Source organism: Rhizobium sp. CB2179, assembly GCF_057653455.1.
This window is the reverse complement of the sequence record NZ_JBYGKR010000002.1, coordinates 146,125-164,841: the sequence shown is the minus strand read 5'-3', so window position 1 is coordinate 164,841 and position 18,717 is coordinate 146,125. Positions and strand designations below refer to the sequence as shown.

Genomic DNA, 18,717 nt, shown 5'->3' with positions numbered 1-18,717 from the left:
AATCAAAAAACGTCAGAAAATTGATTGACATTGATCATTTGAAATGAAATCATGATCGAAATTGGGATCGGCCGTGAGGGAGGTTTTCGTTGAGCCAGGCAGTTGGAGTGAAGGTCGATCGACTGGATGCCATTCGCAGCCACCTCTACGCGAACGGCTTTTCGACCATTCAGGCGCTTGCCGATGCGATCGGAGCATCGCTTGCCACCGTTCGTAGAGACCTGCAGATCCTTGAGCAGGAGGGCGCCATTGATCGCGTGCATGGTGGAGCGCGCATTGCCGAAGGATCGTCGGTTGAGGTTGCATTTCAGGAGCGGGAAAAGCGCCATTTATCGGCGAAGCGGGCGATTGCCACCGCCGCCTACGACTTGCTTCATCCGCGTACGGCGATCTTTCTCGACGCGGGAACCACCGTCCTGCAGCTTGCGCGCCTCGTTCGCATCAACCCCATGCCGCTCAGGATATTCACCAACGGCCTGACGGTAGCGCAGGAATTCCTGAATATTCCGAATTTGGAAGTGGTGCTTCTCGGCGGTCAGTTGCGCAGCGAGAATGCGTCGCTTGTCGGACCTCAGGCGGAGGCAATGCTGGAAACTTTATGGTTCGACCAGCTCTTTCTTGGCGCCAGCGCCATTAGTTCCGACGGCTCGATCTACAGCGTGGACAGTGCGGAAGCGAGCCTCAACCGGCGCATGCTGGCTCGGTCGGCCAATCGTTTCGTCCTGGCCGATTCCTCGAAATTCGGAACCACGGCGACCTACAAGGTCGCGCCGCTGGACACCGCGAAAGTCATTACCGATTCCGGGCTTTCGCGGCATTGGCGTGACGAGCTTGTCAACTTCGGCGTCGACGCAACGATCGCCGATCTGAGGGCGAAAGAGTGAGCAACGAGCTGATCCTCGGCATCGACGGTGGCGGAAGCAAGGTGCTGGTTGCCCTCGCGGACAAGCGTGGCCGGATATTGCGGCGTTCCCGTGGCCATGGCGTCAATCCCATGGACAATCCGAATTGGCTCCAGGAGCTGGAGCAGCATCTCCTTCCCTTTCTCGATGAAGGAAATCTGGCGGCCGTCGCCGCGGCGCTGCCGGCCTACGGCGAGGTTGAGCGCTTGTCGGCTCTACAGCGCGATGCGATCGAGCGCCTGTTCCTAAACGTCCACCGCCGCGTCCTCAACGATGTCGACGCGGCGCACCTTGGTGCTTTTGCCGGCGAGCCGGGTATCCTCCTTCTTTCCGGCACGGGTTCAATGGCATGGGCGCGTAATTCCAAAGGCCAGTCGGCGCGCACCGGCGGCTGGGGAGACCTCATCGGTGACGAGGGCAGCAGCCATTGGATCGGGCAGAGGGCGCTCAATCTCGTCAGCCAAAGCCTGGACGGGCGTGCCCCGACAACGGCTCTCGCAAAGGCCTTGTTTGACCATCTTCGCATCGACTTGAGCAATCCGATGAATGGGCTCGGCGATTGGGCCAGCTCCCTGGCGAACCCACGAGCGGATATTGCAGCAATTTCGGCCCTCGTCGATCAGGTCGCACTTGGCGGCGATAAAGGGGCGGTCGGCTTGATCGAGCAGGCCGCCGATGAACTGGCGAAGCATCATGCGGCAATTGCCGGCCATTGTGATCCGAATGCCGACTGGACCTATGCCGGCGGTACTTTTTCGAGCCGGCTTCTTTTGCAGGCGCTTGAACGGCGAATTGGCAGGCCTCCGGCTTTGCCGAAACTTCCCCCGATTGGCGGCGCGCTCCTGGCTGCCGCCCAACTTCTCGACTGGCCGTTAGACGACGGCTGGTTCGGGCAAATCGTGGCCACGGCCGAAGGCGGTGACTGCGCATCCCAGTAATTGAGCTCAAGAATAATGAAGGATGGGAACATGCATAAATTGATCTTGCCTCTACTTGCATCGGCGGCCTTGGCAATCGCCGCACCCGCTCTGGGCCAGGACGCCAAGCCGCTTGCCGGTCAGTCGATCACGGTGCTCATGCCATCGCCGCAGGGACCGAACATCGCCTCTGACTTCGAGGCCGAAACCGGCATTCACGTCGACCTGCAGACCCTGTCGTGGGACGACATCCGCCCGAAGCTGGTGACAGCCTTGGTTGCCGGTACAGCGCCAGCGGATGTGACCGAATTCGATTGGTCCTGGACCGGTCAGTTCAGCGCGGCCGGTTGGTATATGCCGCTCAACGACGTGATCGACGCCGATACGGTGAAAGATATCGGCGTTGCCAAGATCTTCACGGTTGACGGCAAATTATTGGGAATTCCCTACACCAACGACTTCCGGGTGATGCTCGTCAACAAGAAGCATTTCGCGGATGCAGGCATCACCGAGATGCCGAAAACATTGGACGCCCTGGTCGCTGCAGCTAAGAAGATCAAGGAAAAGGGTATTGTCGAGTATCCGGTCGGCCTGCCGGTTTCAGCGACCGAAGGCGCGTCAACGAGCTGGTACCTGCTGACCAAGGCCTTCGGTGGCGAACTCTTCGACAAGGACTTCAATCCGCTCTTCACCTCGCCGGATTCGGCTGGTTACAAGGCGCTTGCTTTCGAATTGATGCTCCTCAAGGAAGGCCTGGTCGATCCGGCGTCTACCGGCCTGAAGGACAGCCAAATCAATGAGAGCATGTTCGCGCAGGGCATCACCAGCATCATGATCTCCGGCGAGCCTGGTCGTCTTGGCCAGATGAACGATCCCAAGCAGTCGAAAGTCGCCGGCCAGGTAGAGGCGATCCTCGTGCCGACGGCAAGCGGCGAAACGCGCAGTTTCGGCCTTCCGGAAGCGCTGGCTATTCCAAACGTCTCTCCCAACAAGGAGGCGGCGATTGCCTTCGTCAAATGGTTTACCAGCAAGGACTTCCAGAAGAAGAATGCCGTGAACGGCTTCCTGCCGACACGCACGTCGGCGCTTTCCGAACTCAACGAGTCCGGAAAGCTGAACAGCGGCGACGCTCTGGTGGCGCAATCGAAGACGGTTGAGCCGCTGTTCCCGCAAGGCACGCCGCCTTGGTACCCGCAATTTTCCAGCGGCGTGAACACAGCGATCAATAGCGCTGCCAAGGGACAGATGAGCGTCGACCAGGCGATGGAGGCCATCGCTTCCGCCGCCAAGCAGGCAATGGCGCAATGACAGCTTTGGCGTCCGAAGAGGCCACGAGCAAACGTGGGGTCGGCTTCAACGCCGACACCACACTCGGCTTGCTGCTGGTGTCGCCCATCGTTCTCACGATGGCAGCTTTGGTCTTCTACCCGATGGGAAGAACCGTCTGGGACAGCCTGCACAGGGTCAACCCCATGCAGGCCGGCACGCCATTCATCGGCCTGGAAAACTACAGCCGAATGCTGTCGGATGGCCAACTCGCGACGACCTGGAGCAACACGCTCATGTACGTTGTTCTGGCCGTCACCGCCGAAACGGTGTTCGGCGTTCTTGCCGCCGCTCTCATCAATCAGATCAAGGTCGGGCGGCAGTGGGTTCTCGCAGCGGTGATCTTGCCCTGGGCGCTGCCCGGCGTTGTGAATTCGGTCATTTGGCTTTGGATTTATCAACCGGGTGCGGGTCTGTTGAACGGTATTCTTTCGGCGCTCGGGCTCCCCTTCGAAAATCATGTCTGGTTCAACGATCGCACCAGCGCCATCGTCGCCGTAACGGTCGTCCATGTCTGGCGCATGATGCCTTTGACGATCGTCATCGTTCTTGCCGCGATGCAGAGCATACCTGCCCATCTCTACGAGGCTGCGCGGATCGATGGGGCCACGCGCGTTCAGATGTTTGGATGGGTAACCCTTCCGCTGGTTCGCAGTGCGATCGCTGTCGCCATGACGAACGCAACCGTGAACGCTTTCAATCTCTTCGACGAGGCCTGGGTTCTGGCGGGTGCCAGCCTCGAGACCCGGCCGGTGCTCGTCCAGATCTACCTCGAAACCTTCCAGAATCTCCGCTTCTCGTATGGCATGGCGCTATCGGTCGTGATCACTCTCGTATCTCTGCTGATTTCGCTGGTCTACGTCCTTCGTGTCTATCGCAACACACGGTTCGACTGATGAGATCCACTATTGCCTATCGAATGATGATTTGGACCGGTGTCGTCGTCCTGTTGATCTGGTCTCTGGGGCCGATCTACTGGACCATCGCGAGTTCGGTTACGCCCAGCGAAGACTTTTCGACCCGACCGATCAACTTCTTTCCGCAGCACTTTACGCTCGATCACTACTCGCGGCTGCTCGGCATCAATATCGCCCGGATCGGGGGTGTGGAGGTGTTCAAACAGTTCCGTGCCGCATTGCTCAATAGCGTGGTGACATCGATCGCCGCTACGCTGCTTTGCGTCGCGATATCCTCACTTGGGGCTTACGCGTTCACCAGGCTGCAGTTTCCCGGCCGCAAAGCGCTTTTTGTCGCCGTCGTCGCGACCCTGGCCATTCCTGCCTACGCCGTCTTGATCCCGCTCTATCAGATCATGATCAAGCTGCATCTCGTCGATACCTATCTGGGCGTCTCGCTGATCTATGTCTCGGCCTTCCTGCCCCTGTCGTTATGGCTGCTGCGGAGCGTGTTCGAAGCTCTTCCGATCTCACTGGAAGAGGCGGCACAACTCGACGGAGCCGGCCGGCTCTACATCTTCTTCAATATCGTCCTGCCGTTGGCCGGACCGGGTCTGACGGCAGCGGCAATCCTTACGTTTCTGGGTGCCTGGGGACAGTATCTCGTACCGCTCATTTTTTCGCCGCAGGCGACGAAGCCGCTAACGGTTCTGATTCCGGAATTCGTAACGAAGAACTTCATCGACTACGGCCTGATCACAGCGAGCGGCTCGATCGCCATCGTCATCCCCGCCCTCGTCGTCATCTTCCTCAACCGTTACCTCGTCAGCGGCCTGTTGGCTGGTTCAGTCAAATAATCGGAGACTTCATGAACACGACCGAAAAAGTCATTTTCGAGCAATTTCCCTACTGGGAGAAGGCGATCGGCTCGAATTCAGCTATCGAGAGCGCGGAGCTGCTCGTCTTCATCGGCTGCGGCACGTCTTTCAATCTTGCACTTTCGCTGGCAGCCTATGCCAATATGGCCGGACGAAGGGCAATCGCGGTGCCCGGCGCCGAATGGCAAAACCGGCCGTCGGCTTTCTGGCCGGAGTGGCGCAACACGCACGTCGTCGCGCTTTCCCGCAGCGGCGAGACGACAGAAACGGTCGCCGCGGCAAAGGCAAGCCGCGCCGCCGGCGCCTTCGTGACGGCGATAACCGTCGAACCGAAAAGCTCTCTGGCGAAAAATTGCGATCGGATGATCGCAGCCGAAACCCATCCGGACGAAGGGATCGTCATGACGGTATCGGCGAGCCTCATGGTCCTTCTCGGTTTGCAGATGATCGGGCAGAAGGTTCCTGCCTCCGTCGTGAATTCGGCCCGCCAGCTCGCAAGCGCTCTCGATGCGGCGCTGTCTGGAATTATCGCCGACCGGTCGCACTTCGTCTTTCTCGGTGGCGGGCCGCTCTTCGGCGTCGCCCTGGAGGGAGCGCTCAAGCTCATGGAAATGAGCCAGATCATGACCCAGGCCTTCCACCCGCTGGAATACCGGCATGGGCCGATCAGCCTCGTTGACGGGAAGACGGTTGCGGTCATGCTGTACAGCTCCGACCAGAGGGAGGCGGAGACGAAACTGGTGGGAGAACTGAGAGAAAAAGGCGCAGTCGTCATCGGTGTGGGTGGTCCAGGCGATCTGGAACTCGCCGTCGATGTCGATCTGTCGCTTGCGGGTCTCGTTGTCCTTCCGGCGCTGCAGGTCCTCGGCGAACGGGCCGCGCAGGCTCGGCAAATCGACACGGTCTCTCCCCGTCACCTGACGAAGGTCGTGACGCTCGCATGACGTCGATCGAAGAGAACCGGCAGATCGCGTTGCGAAAGCTTTTCGGTGCCCGGAACCTGCCTTTTCCCCATGGCGTCACTTCGGTCTGCTCGGCGCATCCGCTGGTCATTGAGGCAGCCCTTCGGCGGGCCGGCCTGGAGCACCGGGCTGTCCTCATCGAAGCCACCTGCAATCAGGTCAATCAGGAGGGCGGCTATACGGCGATGACGCCTGTGGACTTTCGCCGGTTCATCGAGGACATCGCCGCAGCGACTGATTTTCCGGCCGAACGCATCATCCTGGGAGGCGATCACCTCGGTCCCAACCCATGGAGAAAGTTGGCGGCCGAGGAGGCAATGCTGCGCGCTACCGCTATGGTGACGGCCTATGTCGAGGCAGGGTTTGAAAAGATTCACCTGGACACGTCGATGGGCTGTGCCGGTGAACCAACGGCGCTCGATGACGAATTGACCGCGGCGCGAGCCGCTCGATTGGCAAAGGCCGCTGAGGAGGCCGCTCTTCGTTCAGGCCGCCGTCCGCCGGTCTATATCATCGGAACCGAGGTGCCGCCTCCGGGTGGTGCAACGCACGCACTCGAAGACATCGAAATTACGCGGGCCGATGCGGCGATGAAAACGCTGGCAGTTCATCGGGCGTCGTTTGCCGAAGTAGGTTTGGCGTCGGCAATGGAGCGGGTCATTGGGATCGTGGTTCAGCCGGGCGTGGAATTTGGCAACACGGACGTGGCGCTCTACAAGCCTGAACGGGCCAAGAGCCTCATTGGTTCGCTGGACGACATGCCCGGCTTGGTTTTCGAAGCACATTCCACCGACTACCAACCGGCCGAAGCCTTGTCTGCTCTCGTTGACGGCGGCTTTGCAATCCTCAAGGTCGGGCCGGGGCTGACTTTCGCGCTGCGCGAAGCGCTATACGGTCTCGATGCGATCGCTGATGTGCTTGCCGGGAAGACGCCACGAACCGGACTGGTGACGACCATGGAAAAAATCATGGTCGAGCAGCCGGCAAGCTGGACGGGCCATTATGGCGGCAGTCCCGATGAGGAGCGACTGCAACGGCATTTCAGCTATAGTGATCGAATTCGCTATTACTGGCCGGATCCTCGCGCATCCGCCGCGGTCGGCGAATTGTTCAGCCGGCTCCCCGACGAAATTCCCGAAACTCTGATCAGCCAATATCTCGGTCGACTCTATTCCGACGTGGTGTCAAAGCGGGTCGCTCCGAAGGCCCGCGAACTCTGCCTTGCTGCGGTCGACACGGTATTGGCACCTTATTCAGCCGCCACGGCAAGCCGATGAGCAATCGACAGCCGTGTCAGACAAGCGGCTGCGTCCCGAAGCTACCAACATTCAGCCGGAGAAAGTTATGGCGTCAGTAAGTGTGGCGAATGCCCGCAAGAGCTACGGTCACTTCGAGGTTCTTCATGGGGTGGATATCGATATCCAAGACGGCGAATTCGTGATCCTGGTCGGTCCGTCCGGGTGCGGGAAGTCGACATTGTTGCGGATGATCGCCGGCCTCGAAGAGATTTCAGCTGGCCGGATATCGATCGGCAGCAAGGTCGTGAACAATGTCGCACCAAAAGAACGCGATATCGCGATGGTTTTCCAGTCCTATGCGCTCTACCCCCATCTGACAGTCGAGGCGAATATGGGTTTTTCGCTGAAGCTGGCGAAAGCACCCAAGGAACAGACCAGGCAACGTGTTCGAGCAGCCGCTGAAATTCTTGGGCTCGAACATCTGCTCGACAGATATCCGAGAAATCTGTCGGGTGGCCAACGCCAACGTGTGGCGATGGGCCGTGCCATCGTTAGAAATCCGCAAGTCTTCCTGTTTGACGAACCATTGTCGAACCTGGACGCGAAGCTGCGGGTGCAGATGCGCTCGGAAATCAAGCAACTGCATCAGCGACTGAAGACAACGACCATTTACGTCACTCACGATCAGATCGAGGCCATGACAATGGCCGATCGGATTGTTGTGATGCGGGACGGCTTCGTCGAGCAGATAGGCTCGCCGCTCGATCTCTACGACCGGCCTGCAAACCTTTTCGTGGCGGGCTTCATCGGTTCGCCGGCGATGAACCTTATTCGAGGCCAGGTCAGCACGTCAGGGCCGCTGGAGTTGATCGCGGACGGCGGAGCTAGGCTGCCGCTGCCCGAAGCAGCGCCATTGGAACGCGGCGCGCAGCTAATCTACGGCATTCGCCCTGAGCACCTTACAATCGGACAGGGTCCTGTTGCCGCTGAGGTCGTCCTCGTCGAACCCACCGGTGCCGAGATCCAGGTAACCACGAAGTTTGGTGCGGATCACCTCGTTGCGACGGTAAGAGAGCGCCTTGATCTCCACGCCGGCGACCAGATCGTCATTACCCCGGACCTCAGCAAACTGCATCTGTTCGACGCAAAAACCGAAAAACGGTTGAGGTCCATCTAATTCCGGACTGGCGGAATGTGATGTAGAGTTCAAGCTAATGACAGGTCGGAGACGAGTTCGCCAACGCTAGCGGAAGGTTCGCTGCACGTCAGCGTCCAAGGCTGCCAGCGGCGGCGATGATCTCCGCCGCGGTCGGGAAGATGGATAGGCTGTTCGGTCCGTCGAGCGCCTCGATTTGGCTCCAGCCGATGGTGCCGTCCGCATCGACCAGGAAGTGGCCGACGAGCTGGGTAGCGTGGTTCGCGAAGATCGCATGATCGGCTTCGTCAAGCTCGAAGCCGTCCTTGGCGTTGAGTGCCGTGTTGGCTTCCATCGGGTGCAGCGGTTCCGGCAGCTCGCCCGTGGGGTTGATACGTGCCGCCTGGAATTGCGCCATCGTTGCGCCATAGGGCCATTCGGGCTGCTCGCAGCTCCCTTCGGGCAGGAACTCGCCATGCGGCACACCGTAGGCCCGATGCGTGCGGCAGTCCGGGTCACATAGAAGTGTTATTGGCGTCGGCCGGTGGCGGAAATACAGGCGGGCACGTTCCACCGGCGTGTTGATGACGGCCACGGTCTCCACACCGGCGGCGCGCAGGGTCGGTTGTACGCCGGCAAGCTGTTCGAGCTGGCGCCGGCAGAACGGGCAGTGCAACCCGCGAAAGAACCCGATCACGAACGGGCGACCGCTCAAGTCGGCGAAAGAGACGGTTCCGTCGAAGTTGGCCGTGGCGAGTGCGAAGGCGGGGGCAGTTTCTCCTGGTTGCAGCGGGCGTTTCTGGTCTCCCATGGAATAATTCCTTTATCGTATCGTCCGGGTGGACAACCGAAATTTAACTATATCACTTGTCGCAAGCAGGCCCAGCGCTCGAATGTGGTTTGGCATGCCATTTGGCCCTCCGACCGGCGTCGAGAGCTTGCCGGTATCGATTGCCGCTCCTATCTTATTTAGAACAGACTAATGGAGCAACGAGATGGCGGAGCTTGTGGCCGACACTCTAATCGACACGACGATCGAGATCATTCCTCCGGAAGACACAAAAGAACAACCGGATAGTCGTGCTTGCCTTTGCTGCAAGCGCCGGCGTCGGTGGATGGACGAGGATGGATGCGGCATCTGTGAGGAATGCCTGGCCTCGTGATCGACACAAGGAGGGCACAACACGATGGCAATCCGTAGCGCCGGACTTCTGCTATACCGACGTGTTTCCAGGGACATCGAAGTGCTTCTCGTCCATCCGGGCGGTCCTTTCTGGGCTAAGAAAGACGAGGCTGCGTGGTCGATCCCGAAGGGGTTGATCGAACCTGGAGAAGGTGAGCTCGCGGCGGCAATAAGGGAAACTGCCGAAGAGCTGGGTGTAGCAGTCGATGGCAGGTTCACACCGTTGGGCGAATACCGACAACCTGGCGGAAAGATGGTTGTCGCGTGGTCGATCGAAGCCGATCCGGTACTGGACGTGAATGCGATACAGAGTTCCGAGTTTGAAATGGAATGGCCACCACGGTCAGGCCGGGTAAAGAGCTTTCCGGAGGTCGATCGCGCGGGGTGGTTTTCCCCGCGCGACGCAGCCATAAAGCTGTTGAAAGGGCAGCGACCGATGCTTGCCGACCTCCTGACGCATCTTGAATGATCGGCCCGAAATTATTGATTGAGCCGTCCGATCTCGCTTCACTCATGCGTGAGGTGCGCGGCAGCCATGAGTTGCTTCTGAAAACAGCTATCCTATCTGACAGTCACCGCCACGTCACTGAAATCGAGAAAACGGAGCTGCGATCCGCCTTGAGCACACGCGAGGAGACAATCATGAACGGCATTTCCAAAACCCTGAACGACATGACGCTCGTCGAACGCTCGAGCCTGCTCGACACCGTCGCCGACGCCTTGGAAGCAACGGCCGAGGAGGCGGAAGGGGAGGGCGACGCCCGCTTCGTCGCCAACTCCATCTGCGTCGCCAATACGATTCGCGGTCTATCCGGCGATCTCACGCCGCGCGATCTGCAGGCAGCCGAGTTACTCCTTGAGCAGGGCATCATGCTCGTCCACCAGTTCTCGAACCGGGCGAAAACGAACGGAGTAATCCACTAGCGGGGGCGAAGGCGGCCCCGTCAGCAATGCGCTCTGTCACTGTGGACGGCGGCTGATGGATTGAGATAAAGCCGTTAATCCGCGCTGGGGGATAGCGGATGCTGCCGGTCCCTGGTGAGAATGAGTGGTCTCCGCCGCGGCAAACCGTGGGAGTGGGAGATTAGCAGACACCCCAGGAAGGCTTTATTTCCAATGGATTGCCGGTTCAACGCGCAGCTGTATCGAATGGCCGATATAGCAGGGTTCACCCTTGTTCGATCAGGAGAAGCGTGATGCAGCCTGGTCGCACGGGCCTTGCCGTCTGCTTGATGGTGGCCGCCGCTTTTTTAAATAGTTTCGACGCAGTCATTGTGCGTTTGCTGGCCGGCGAGGTGCATCCATTGATGATCGGCTTTTTCCGGTCGTTTTTCGGGCTTCTTGTCGTCACGCCCTGGATCGTGTCGCGGGTCGACCTGAAATCCTCTCCCTATCGTGTTCTGCATGTCGTGCGCGCGGGTCTGAAGCTTGCCTCACTGGTCGCATTATTCGTCGCCTTTGCGCACGCGCCACTCGCCGATGCCACGGCGATCAATTTCACCATGCCCATGTTTCTCGTTCTCGGTGCGTGGCTGGTGCTCAAGGAACATGTCGGCATCTCCAGCGTGGTGGGAATTGTCGCAGGTTTTATCGGCGTCATGATCATCATTCGCCCTGGAGCGTCCGGTTTCGACCAATGGCTGCTTTTTGCGCTGGCAGGAGCGGTCTTGACGGCGGCCAGCCAGTTGATGCTGCGGCGGATGGCATTGAGGGATAGTGCCGACCGGCTGGTTGCATGGAATCTGATAGCGACGGTACCGCTTGGCCTGATCGTTATGCTGCCGGTCTGGTCGATGCCGACCTGGAGCCAACTCGGACTGCTTGCCCTCCAAGGGGCACTCGGCGCACTCAACATGACGCTGATCACGCGCGCCTTCGGTATGGCGACCGCAAGCGTTCTGGCACCGCTCGACTTTCTCCGACTGCCCGTCGTCGCCCTTATGGCCTTCTCATTTTTCGCGGAAGTTCCGGCCGTACAGACGTGGATCGGCGCGGCTGTGATCTTCGGCGCGGCCATTATTGGAACCCGCGGCATGACATGGCGACGCAAGCCGCCGCGATAAGCCCCGATCATTTTTGGGGTTCACAAAAATTCTAGATGCACTAATATTTCAGTTACAGCGACCGGTCGTCGAGCCGTGCCTGTTGCCGGAGGGGTACCACAGGTAGCACAAACGAAGACGAAAAACCGGACATCACGACCCCATGGGGTTCACTCGGGAGGAGTGGCATGAAGAGTTTCATCGGCAAACGCGCGATCGCCAGTGGCGTATCGCTCGTGGTGCTTATCGTCATCGTGTTCTTCCTGTCCCGGCTGACGGGCGATCCGACCGACCTCTATCTGCCGATCGATGCGACCACCGAAATGCGCCAGCAATTCCGTGAGATGAACGGTTTCAACGATCCGTTGATCATCCAGTTCGGCCGTTATGTCTCGGATCTTGCCCAGGGCAATTTCGGTCAGTCACTGCGGCAGGCCCGTCCGGCCATGGATGTCGTGCTGGAGGCCTTCGTCTGGACCTTCTGGCTGGCTGCCATCACCATGGTGCTGGTCACGATCGCCGCGATTGTCATCGGTTCGCTTGCGGCGTTTCGCGTCGGCGGCGTCTTCGACCGTCTTGCCACTTTCTTCTCGCTGATCGGCGCTGCGGCGCCGGATTTCTGGCTGGCCATCGTGGCGATCGTCATTTTCGCCGTTAAACTGCATGTCCTGCCGACATCGGGAACGGGAACTTTCTGGCACTGGGTCCTGCCGGTCAGCGTGCTGTTCATCCGGCCTTTCGGCCTGATCCTGCAGGTGGTCCGAGGCTCGATGATCAGTGTTCTGTCTTCCGCCTATGTGAAGACGGCCCGCGCCAAGGGGGTCCGCTCGAACTCAATCATCTTCATTCACGGACTGCGCAACGCCATGCTGCCGGTGATCACAGTCATCGGCGACCAAGCGGCCGCCATCTTGAACGGTGCCGTCGTCGTCGAGACGGTGTTTGGTTTTCCTGGAATCGGCAAGCTGATGATCGATTCCATTTTGCTTCGCGATTTCGCCGTCGTGCTGGCCGTCATCATGGTCTCGGCACTGGCGATCTTCATCATGAACCTGTTGATCGACATCGCCTATGCGCTGCTCGACCCGCGCATCCGGTATTGAGCGATGACGATGGCCGACACACAAATCCTCGCCGAGAAAAAACCAAGTGGCCCGATCGGGCGCTGGCTGACGATGCTGTGGGCGGACAAGCTCGCTTTCTTCGCGGCTCTGTTCCTCTTGATCGTTCTGCTCTGTGCGCTGTTTGGCCCGCTCCTGCTGGAAGCCATCGCCACCAAGCAGAACCTGCGGGGCCGCAACGCGCCGCCGTTCGATATCACCCGCGGAATGCTTTATGTCCTCGGCGCCGATGCGCTGGGCAGGCCGCTTCTTGCCCGCGTTATCGTGGCGGCGCAAAACACCATCCTGGTTGCCGCGGCAGCCGTGCTCGCATCATCCGTCGTCGGAACGGCGCTCGGTCTGGTCGCAGGTTACAGCCGCTCTTCTGCTGCTCAATGGATCATGCGCCTCGGCGACGTCATCATGTCCTTTCCATCGCTGCTTCTGGCGGTGATCGTGCTCTACATGCTCGAGCCCTCGGTCACCAATATCGTCCTCGTCTTGGCGATCACCCGCATTCCCATCTATCTGCGCACCACGCGCGCCGAAGTGCTGGAAGTGCGCGAGCGGATGTTCGTGCAGGCGGCGAAGGTGATGGGAGCATCGTACTGGCGCATTGTCTTCCATCACATCCTGCCGGTGATCTTCCCCACGCTGGTGACCATCGCGACGCTGGATTTCGCCTTCGTCATGCTGGCCGAATCCTCCCTGTCATTCCTTGGAATCGGCATTCAGGCGCCGGAGATCACCTGGGGTCTCATGGTTGCGCAAGGACGACCCTATCTCACCAATGCCTGGTGGCTTTCCTTCTGGCCGGGCCTTGCAATCATTCTGACGACGCTGTCGCTGAACCTTCTGTCGAATTGGCTGCGCATCGCGCTCGATCCGACACAACGCTGGCGCCTTGAAATGAGGGGCAGGAAAAATGGCTGAACATCTTTTGGAAGTGCGTGACCTCTCGGTCGAGTTCCACACCGCCAGCGGGACCGTCAAGGCGGTGCAGGATGTCAGTTGGCATCTCGATCGCGGCGAGACGCTGGCGATCCTTGGGGAAAGCGGTTCGGGCAAATCCGTGTCGGCCTCGGCGATCATGAACCTGATCGACATGCCACCCGGCAAGATCACCAGCGGCACAATCCTCCTCAATGGGCGCGACATGCTGAAAATGACGCCCGAGGAGCGGCGCTCGATCAACGGTGCCAAGATCGCCATGATCTTTCAAGACCCGCTCGCCCACCTCAATCCGGTCTATCCGGTCGGCTGGCAAATCACCGAGATGATGACGACGCATGGCCAGTCGGCGGAGCGCGCCGGCGCGAGGGCGCTCGAATTGATCGGGCGCGTCGGCATAACCGATCCGCAGGCGGCAATGCGAAAGTATCCATTCCAGTTCTCCGGCGGCCAGCGGCAACGCCTGATGATCGCCATGGCGATCGCCTGCAAGCCCGATATCCTGATCGCGGATGAACCCACCACCGCGCTTGATGTGACGGTGCAGGCGCAGGTGCTCGAACTTCTGCAGGAGTTGCAGCAGGAAACCGGCATGGGCCTGTTGCTGATCACCCACGATTTGGGCGTCGTTGCCGAGATCGCCGACCGGGTGGTGGTGATGAATTCCGGCTGCGTGGTCGAAACCGGCAATGCGGCCGAAGTCTATCGCAACCCGCAGAACGCCTATACGAAGAAGCTGATAGCTGCCGCGCCGGGGAAGGGTGCGATGGCCCAAGAGCGTGACCGGCAGGGCGAGCCGTTGTTGCGCGCCATCGGCTTGAAAAAGAGTTTCGGCGCATTCCAGGCGCTGAAGGGCGTGGATTTCGTCATCATGCCCGGCGAGACGGTTGCCGTTGTCGGCGAGAGCGGTTCCGGCAAGTCGACCCTTGCCCGGGCAATCGTTCGCCTCGATGATCCGCAGGAGGGCCAGGTTCTCTATCGCGGCAACGATCTGCTTGCGATGACCCCCAGAGAAATATTCGGGCTGCGTCGCGATTTGCAGATGGTCTTTCAGGATCCGACCCAGTCACTGAACCCGCGGATGAGCGTGTTCCGGTTGATTTCAGAGGCCTGGGTCATTCACCCGGATATCCTGCCGAAAGCGAGATGGAAGGAGAGAGTGGCCGAACTGCTGGTCAAGGTTGGCCTGAAACCGGATATGGCCGACCGGTATCCACATCAGTTTTCCGGCGGCCAGCGCCAGCGCATCGCGATTGCCCGGGCGCTGGCGATGGAGCCGAAACTGATCATCTGCGACGAGGCGGTTTCGGCGCTCGACGTGTCGATCCAGGCGCAGGTAATCGCCTTGCTTGAGGGCCTGCGTCGCGAATTCGGCCTGTCCTACCTCTTCATTGCGCACGACCTGCCGGTGGTTCGCGATTTCGCCGATCGTGTCATCGTCATGAAGGCCGGCGAGATTGTCGAGGAGGGGCCGGTCGAACAGATCTTCACCGCGCCCTCCCACCCCTACACGCAGGCACTTCTTGCCGCGAGCCTCGACCCCGATCCGGAGATCCAGGCCACCCGACGCGCCGCCCGCCAACGACAGGAAGGACTCGTTTCCGCATGAAGCCCGATGTCATCGTCGCCTATCCGCTCCGGCCCCATCAGATGGCGATCCTGGAGGAGACCTACACGCTGCACCGGCTGGATCTTGTCAAAGGCGAAGAGCGCGATGCTCTCTTGCGGGAAGCCGGCCCGATCGCTTCCGCCCTGGTCTGCAACGGCCATGTGACGATCGACGAAGCCTTGCTTTCGAAATTGCCGGCATTAAAGCTCGCCGCCTGTTCCTCGGCTGGCTACGACCAGATGGACGTCGAGGCGATGACACGGCGCGGCATCAAGCTCACCAACACATCCGAGGTGCTGTGCGACGACGTTGCTGACATGGCACTGCTTCTGATGCTGGCGGCACGCCGGCGCCTGCCGGAAGGCGATCGCTATGTGCGCTCCGGCGATTGGGGGCAGAAGGGCATGATGCCGCTGACGACATCGACGTCGGGCAAGAAGGCCGGGATCGTCGGCCTCGGCCGCATCGGGATGGCGATTGCCAAGCGATGCGAAGCTGTCGGGCTGACGGTCGGCTATTATGGAAGGACGAAGAAAGCCGGCAACGATTTTGCCTATTTCGACACGCCGGTCAAACTTGCGGACTGGGCCGATATCCTGATCGTCGCGACGCCTGGCGGGGCCTCGACCGAAGGATTGATTTCGGCGGACGTGCTGAATGCGCTCGGACCGACGGGCAGCTTCATCAACATTGCCCGGGGCACCGTGGTCGACGAGCCGGCCTTGATCAAGGCCTTGCAGGAAAAGCGGATCGCCTCGGCCGGCATCGATGTCTACCTCAACGAACCCAATCCCGATCCGCGCTTTGCAGCGCTCGACAACGTTGTGCTCTATCCCCATCATGCCAGCGGTACCGAGGAAACGCGCGACAGGATGGCGCAATTGACGGTCGACAACCTTGCCGCCTTCTTCGCAGGCAGGCCGCTGCTGACGCCGGTCAATTGATCCGGCAAACCCGCGGCGCGGCAGATCAGACGAAGTAGTCCGGGAACTCCTTCCTGAGGTCTTCCACTTTTGCGACGGTTTGGCTGAGATGTTCACGGATTGCATCGACCGCACCCTGTTCGTTGCGCGCGGCAATCGCATCGATGATGGCGTGGTGCCCATCGAGAATGCTGACGATCTTGCCCTTCTCGGGCAGATGCAGGCGACGAATGCGCTCGAGATGGCCGGATCGCTCGCGTATCAATTGGTGGAGGCTGCTGCGCTTTGCGCCTGCGAACAATGTCTGGTGAAAGAGCTCGTCGAGTTCCTGGAAGATCGCGACCTGATCGACGTCGTCGGCGACTGCCGCCTGCATCTTGATGATCGACCGGGCGCGGGTAACGACGCTCGGATCCGGATCCGGATCGGTTGCGAGGCGGCGGCAAACTTCCGTTTCCAGCGCCACGCGAAGGAAATGTGCCTCGTAAATCTGCAGGACGTCGATCCTGGTCACCACAGTGCGGGACTGCGGATAAATGCGAACCAGACCCTCCTGTTTGAGGAGCTGCAATGCGTCGCGGATGGGCGTCTGGCTGACTTCATAAGTCTCGGTGAGCTCAGTGCGCGACAGTGTGGTGTCCGGCGGCAGCTGAATAGTAATGATACGCTTTCGCAGGTCATCATAGACCCGCTGGACGGTACTGCCGGCAACGACTGGAAAGCCGGGCGCGGTCAGGCCGAATGTAGAGGCGAACTGGGAATTCATCTGAGGCGTCCTATTCGAGTCCATTCATAGCTTTGCACGACCTAATGCACAAGAACGCAAACTTGCCATTGATATATATGTCAAACTAAAATATCAGTTGGTGCAGACGCTGAAGTAAGCAAGCGAAAAGGTGGGAGAAAGCCGTGACCGCGAGGAAAACCTACGAGCAATTGCGGTCCGCCCGATGGATGCTGCCGGATGATCAACGCTCGTTCGGCCACCGGTCGCGGACGATGCAGATGGGTTACGCGCCGGAGGATTGGCAGGGAAAGCCGATCATTGCCGTGATCAACACCTGGTCCGATGCGCAGCCGTGCCACATGCATTTCCGTGAACGCGCCGAATGGGTGAAGCGGGGAATTCTTCAGTCGGGTGGGTTCCCCATGGAACTGCCCGCTCTTTCCCTTTCCGAAAACTTCGTCAAGCCGACCACGATGCTCTATCGCAATATGCTGGCGATGGAGACTGAGGAACTGCTGCGGAGCCATCCTGTCGATGGCGCCGTTCTGATGGGTGGCTGCGACAAGACCACACCAGGCCTTGTCATGGGCGCAGTCAGCATGGGCATTCCCTTCATTTATCTGCCGGCCGGCCCGATGCTTCGCGGCAACTATGCCGGCAAGACGCTGGGTTCTGGTACCGACGGCTTCAAATATTGGGACGAGCGCCGCGCCGGCACGATCACCCAGGAGGAGTGGCAGGGCATCGAAGGCGGGATCGCCCGCAGTTACGGCCATTGCATGACCATGGGCACGGCGTCGACGATGACGGCGATCGCCGAGGCTATGGGGTTGACGCTGCCGGGCGCATCCTCGATCCCGGCTGCCGACGCCAACCACCAGCGCATGTCTGCGGCCTGTGGCCGGCGCATCGTCGATATGGTGTGGGAGGATCTGACACCGGACCAGATCATCACTCCGGCGGCCGTCGACAACGCGGTCACGGTCGCCATGGCGACCGGCTGCTCCACCAATGCCATCATACACCTGATCGCCATGGCGCGGCGCGCCGGCGTCCCGCTGGAGCTCGATGATCTCGATCGCATCGGTCGTACGACGCCGGTTCTCGCCAACATCCGGCCTTCCGGTTCGACCTATCTGATGGAGGATTTCTTTTATGCCGGCGGCTTGCGCGCCCTGATGAAGCAGCTCGGCGACAAGCTGGATCCCAGCGCGATTACCGTTATGGGAAAACCCTTGGTGGATGGTCTCGACCAGGTGAAGATCTACAATGACGACGTTATCCGGCCATTGTCGAACCCGGTCTATCACGAAGGTTCGCTGGCCGTGCTCAAGGGAAACCTGTGTCCCGACGGCGCGGTCATCAAACCGGCGGCCTGCGACCCAAAATTCCATCGTCATTGTGGCCCGGCGCTGGTCGCCGACAGCTATGCGGAGATGAAGAAGATCATCGACGATCCCGACTATCCGCTGACGCCGGAGACGGTTCTCGTTCTCCGCAATGCCGGCCCACAGGGCGGACCAGGCATGCCGGAATGGGGCATGATCCCGATGCCGAAGGCGCTGTTGAAACTCGGCCTGCGCGACATGGTACGCATCTCGGACGCCCGCATGTCCGGAACCAGTTTCGGCGCCTGCGTGCTGCATGTCGCACCGGAATCTTATGTTGGCGGGCCTCTGGCGCTGCTGAGGACGGGGGACATGGTCGAGCTTGATATTCCGGCACGCAGCCTCAATATGCTGGTTTCCGAAGAAGAGATCACAGCGCGGCGGGCCGCCTGGGTGGCGCCGACGCGGCATTATGAACGCGGTTACGGCTTTATGTTCTCCGGGCATATCGAGCAGGCCGACAAAGGCTGCGACTTTGATTTCCTGACAACCGAATTCGGTGGCAAGACGCCGGAACCGGCCATCAACTGAGGCACCACG

18 protein-coding genes are annotated in these 18,717 nt (G+C 60.0%); 16 read left to right on the top strand and 2 right to left on the bottom strand.

The window, feature by feature from the left end; all coding sequences use genetic code 11:
- Positions 1-89 precede the first annotated feature (89 nt).
- From AC244Q_RS24885 to AC244Q_RS24850, 8 genes are all read left to right on the top strand, one after another.
- Entirely contained in the window at positions 90-884 is a 795-nt protein-coding gene (locus AC244Q_RS24885) for a DeoR/GlpR family DNA-binding transcription regulator (protein ID WP_017996170.1), read from the top strand.
- Entirely contained in the window at positions 881-1,840 is a 960-nt protein-coding gene (locus AC244Q_RS24880) for an N-acetylglucosamine kinase (RefSeq protein WP_017996171.1), read from the top strand. Before AC244Q_RS24885 ends, AC244Q_RS24880 begins: the two co-directional genes overlap by 4 nt.
- A 30-nt stretch (positions 1,841-1,870) precedes the next feature.
- Complete coding sequence (locus AC244Q_RS24875; RefSeq protein WP_032996979.1) at positions 1,871-3,127, top strand: ABC transporter substrate-binding protein; 1,257 nt, start codon at positions 1,871-1,873, stop codon at positions 3,125-3,127.
- Entirely contained in the window at positions 3,124-4,041 is a 918-nt protein-coding gene (locus AC244Q_RS24870) for a carbohydrate ABC transporter permease (protein ID WP_012755663.1), read from the top strand. The genes AC244Q_RS24875 and AC244Q_RS24870 overlap by 4 nt, the downstream gene beginning before the upstream one ends.
- A gap of 23 nt (positions 4,042-4,064) precedes the next feature.
- The gene (locus tag AC244Q_RS24865) at positions 4,065-4,898 is read left to right on the top strand and encodes a carbohydrate ABC transporter permease (RefSeq protein ID WP_206615923.1); all 834 of its coding nucleotides are present in this window, start codon (positions 4,065-4,067) and stop codon (positions 4,896-4,898) included.
- 11 nt (positions 4,899-4,909) lie between these two features.
- The gene (locus AC244Q_RS24860) at positions 4,910-5,863 is read left to right on the top strand and encodes an SIS domain-containing protein (RefSeq protein WP_128406690.1); all 954 of its coding nucleotides are present in this window, start codon (positions 4,910-4,912) and stop codon (positions 5,861-5,863) included.
- Positions 5,860-7,158, top strand: a complete 1,299-nt coding sequence (locus AC244Q_RS24855; protein WP_128406691.1) for a D-tagatose-bisphosphate aldolase, class II, non-catalytic subunit — start codon at positions 5,860-5,862, stop codon at positions 7,156-7,158. The genes AC244Q_RS24860 and AC244Q_RS24855 overlap by 4 nt, the downstream gene beginning before the upstream one ends.
- A gap of 67 nt (positions 7,159-7,225) precedes the next feature.
- Positions 7,226-8,296, top strand: a complete 1,071-nt coding sequence (locus tag AC244Q_RS24850; RefSeq protein ID WP_128406722.1) for an ABC transporter ATP-binding protein — start codon at positions 7,226-7,228, stop codon at positions 8,294-8,296.
- Positions 8,297-8,384: 88 nt separating this feature from the next.
- Here the strand turns inward: AC244Q_RS24850 and AC244Q_RS24845 are convergent, their stop codons facing one another.
- Positions 8,385-9,065: a peroxiredoxin-like family protein gene (locus AC244Q_RS24845; RefSeq protein ID WP_128406692.1), complete on the bottom strand. Its 681-nt coding sequence runs from the start codon at positions 9,063-9,065 to the stop codon at positions 8,385-8,387.
- A 376-nt stretch (positions 9,066-9,441) separates the two neighbouring features.
- On the opposite strand from AC244Q_RS24845, the gene AC244Q_RS24840 reads away from it, so the two are divergent.
- From AC244Q_RS24840 to AC244Q_RS24810, 7 genes are all read left to right on the top strand, one after another.
- Positions 9,442-9,906, top strand: coding sequence for an NUDIX hydrolase (locus tag AC244Q_RS24840; RefSeq protein WP_128406693.1), 465 nt, complete (start codon positions 9,442-9,444; stop codon positions 9,904-9,906).
- 173 nt (positions 9,907-10,079) lie between these two features.
- The gene (locus tag AC244Q_RS24835; RefSeq protein WP_020487077.1) at positions 10,080-10,361 is read left to right on the top strand and encodes a hypothetical protein; all 282 of its coding nucleotides are present in this window, start codon (positions 10,080-10,082) and stop codon (positions 10,359-10,361) included.
- Between the two features lie 272 nt (positions 10,362-10,633).
- Entirely contained in the window at positions 10,634-11,500 is an 867-nt protein-coding gene (locus tag AC244Q_RS24830) for a DMT family transporter (protein WP_128406694.1), read from the top strand.
- 167 nt (positions 11,501-11,667) lie between these two features.
- A complete protein-coding gene (locus tag AC244Q_RS24825; protein ID WP_012755654.1) occupies positions 11,668-12,582 on the top strand; it encodes an ABC transporter permease in 915 nt (304 codons plus the stop codon).
- Positions 12,583-12,585: 3 nt separating this feature from the next.
- Positions 12,586-13,512 (top strand): ABC transporter permease, encoded by a 927-nt coding sequence (locus AC244Q_RS24820; RefSeq protein ID WP_017996180.1) that lies wholly within the window; start codon positions 12,586-12,588, stop codon positions 13,510-13,512.
- Positions 13,505-15,139 (top strand): ABC transporter ATP-binding protein, encoded by a 1,635-nt coding sequence (locus AC244Q_RS24815; protein WP_128406695.1) that lies wholly within the window; start codon positions 13,505-13,507, stop codon positions 15,137-15,139. The genes AC244Q_RS24820 and AC244Q_RS24815 overlap by 8 nt, the downstream gene beginning before the upstream one ends.
- Positions 15,136-16,083 (top strand): 2-hydroxyacid dehydrogenase, encoded by a 948-nt coding sequence (locus AC244Q_RS24810; RefSeq protein ID WP_128406696.1) that lies wholly within the window; start codon positions 15,136-15,138, stop codon positions 16,081-16,083. Before AC244Q_RS24815 ends, AC244Q_RS24810 begins: the two co-directional genes overlap by 4 nt.
- 25 nt (positions 16,084-16,108) lie before the next feature.
- Here the strand turns inward: AC244Q_RS24810 and AC244Q_RS24805 are convergent, their stop codons facing one another.
- Positions 16,109-16,828 (bottom strand): GntR family transcriptional regulator, encoded by a 720-nt coding sequence (locus AC244Q_RS24805; protein ID WP_003562449.1) that lies wholly within the window; start codon positions 16,826-16,828, stop codon positions 16,109-16,111.
- 143 nt (positions 16,829-16,971) lie between these two features.
- On the opposite strand from AC244Q_RS24805, the gene araD reads away from it, so the two are divergent.
- Positions 16,972-18,708: an L-arabinonate dehydratase gene (gene araD, locus AC244Q_RS24800; protein ID WP_128406697.1), complete on the top strand. Its 1,737-nt coding sequence runs from the start codon at positions 16,972-16,974 to the stop codon at positions 18,706-18,708.
- Positions 18,709-18,717: the final 9 nt, after the last annotated feature.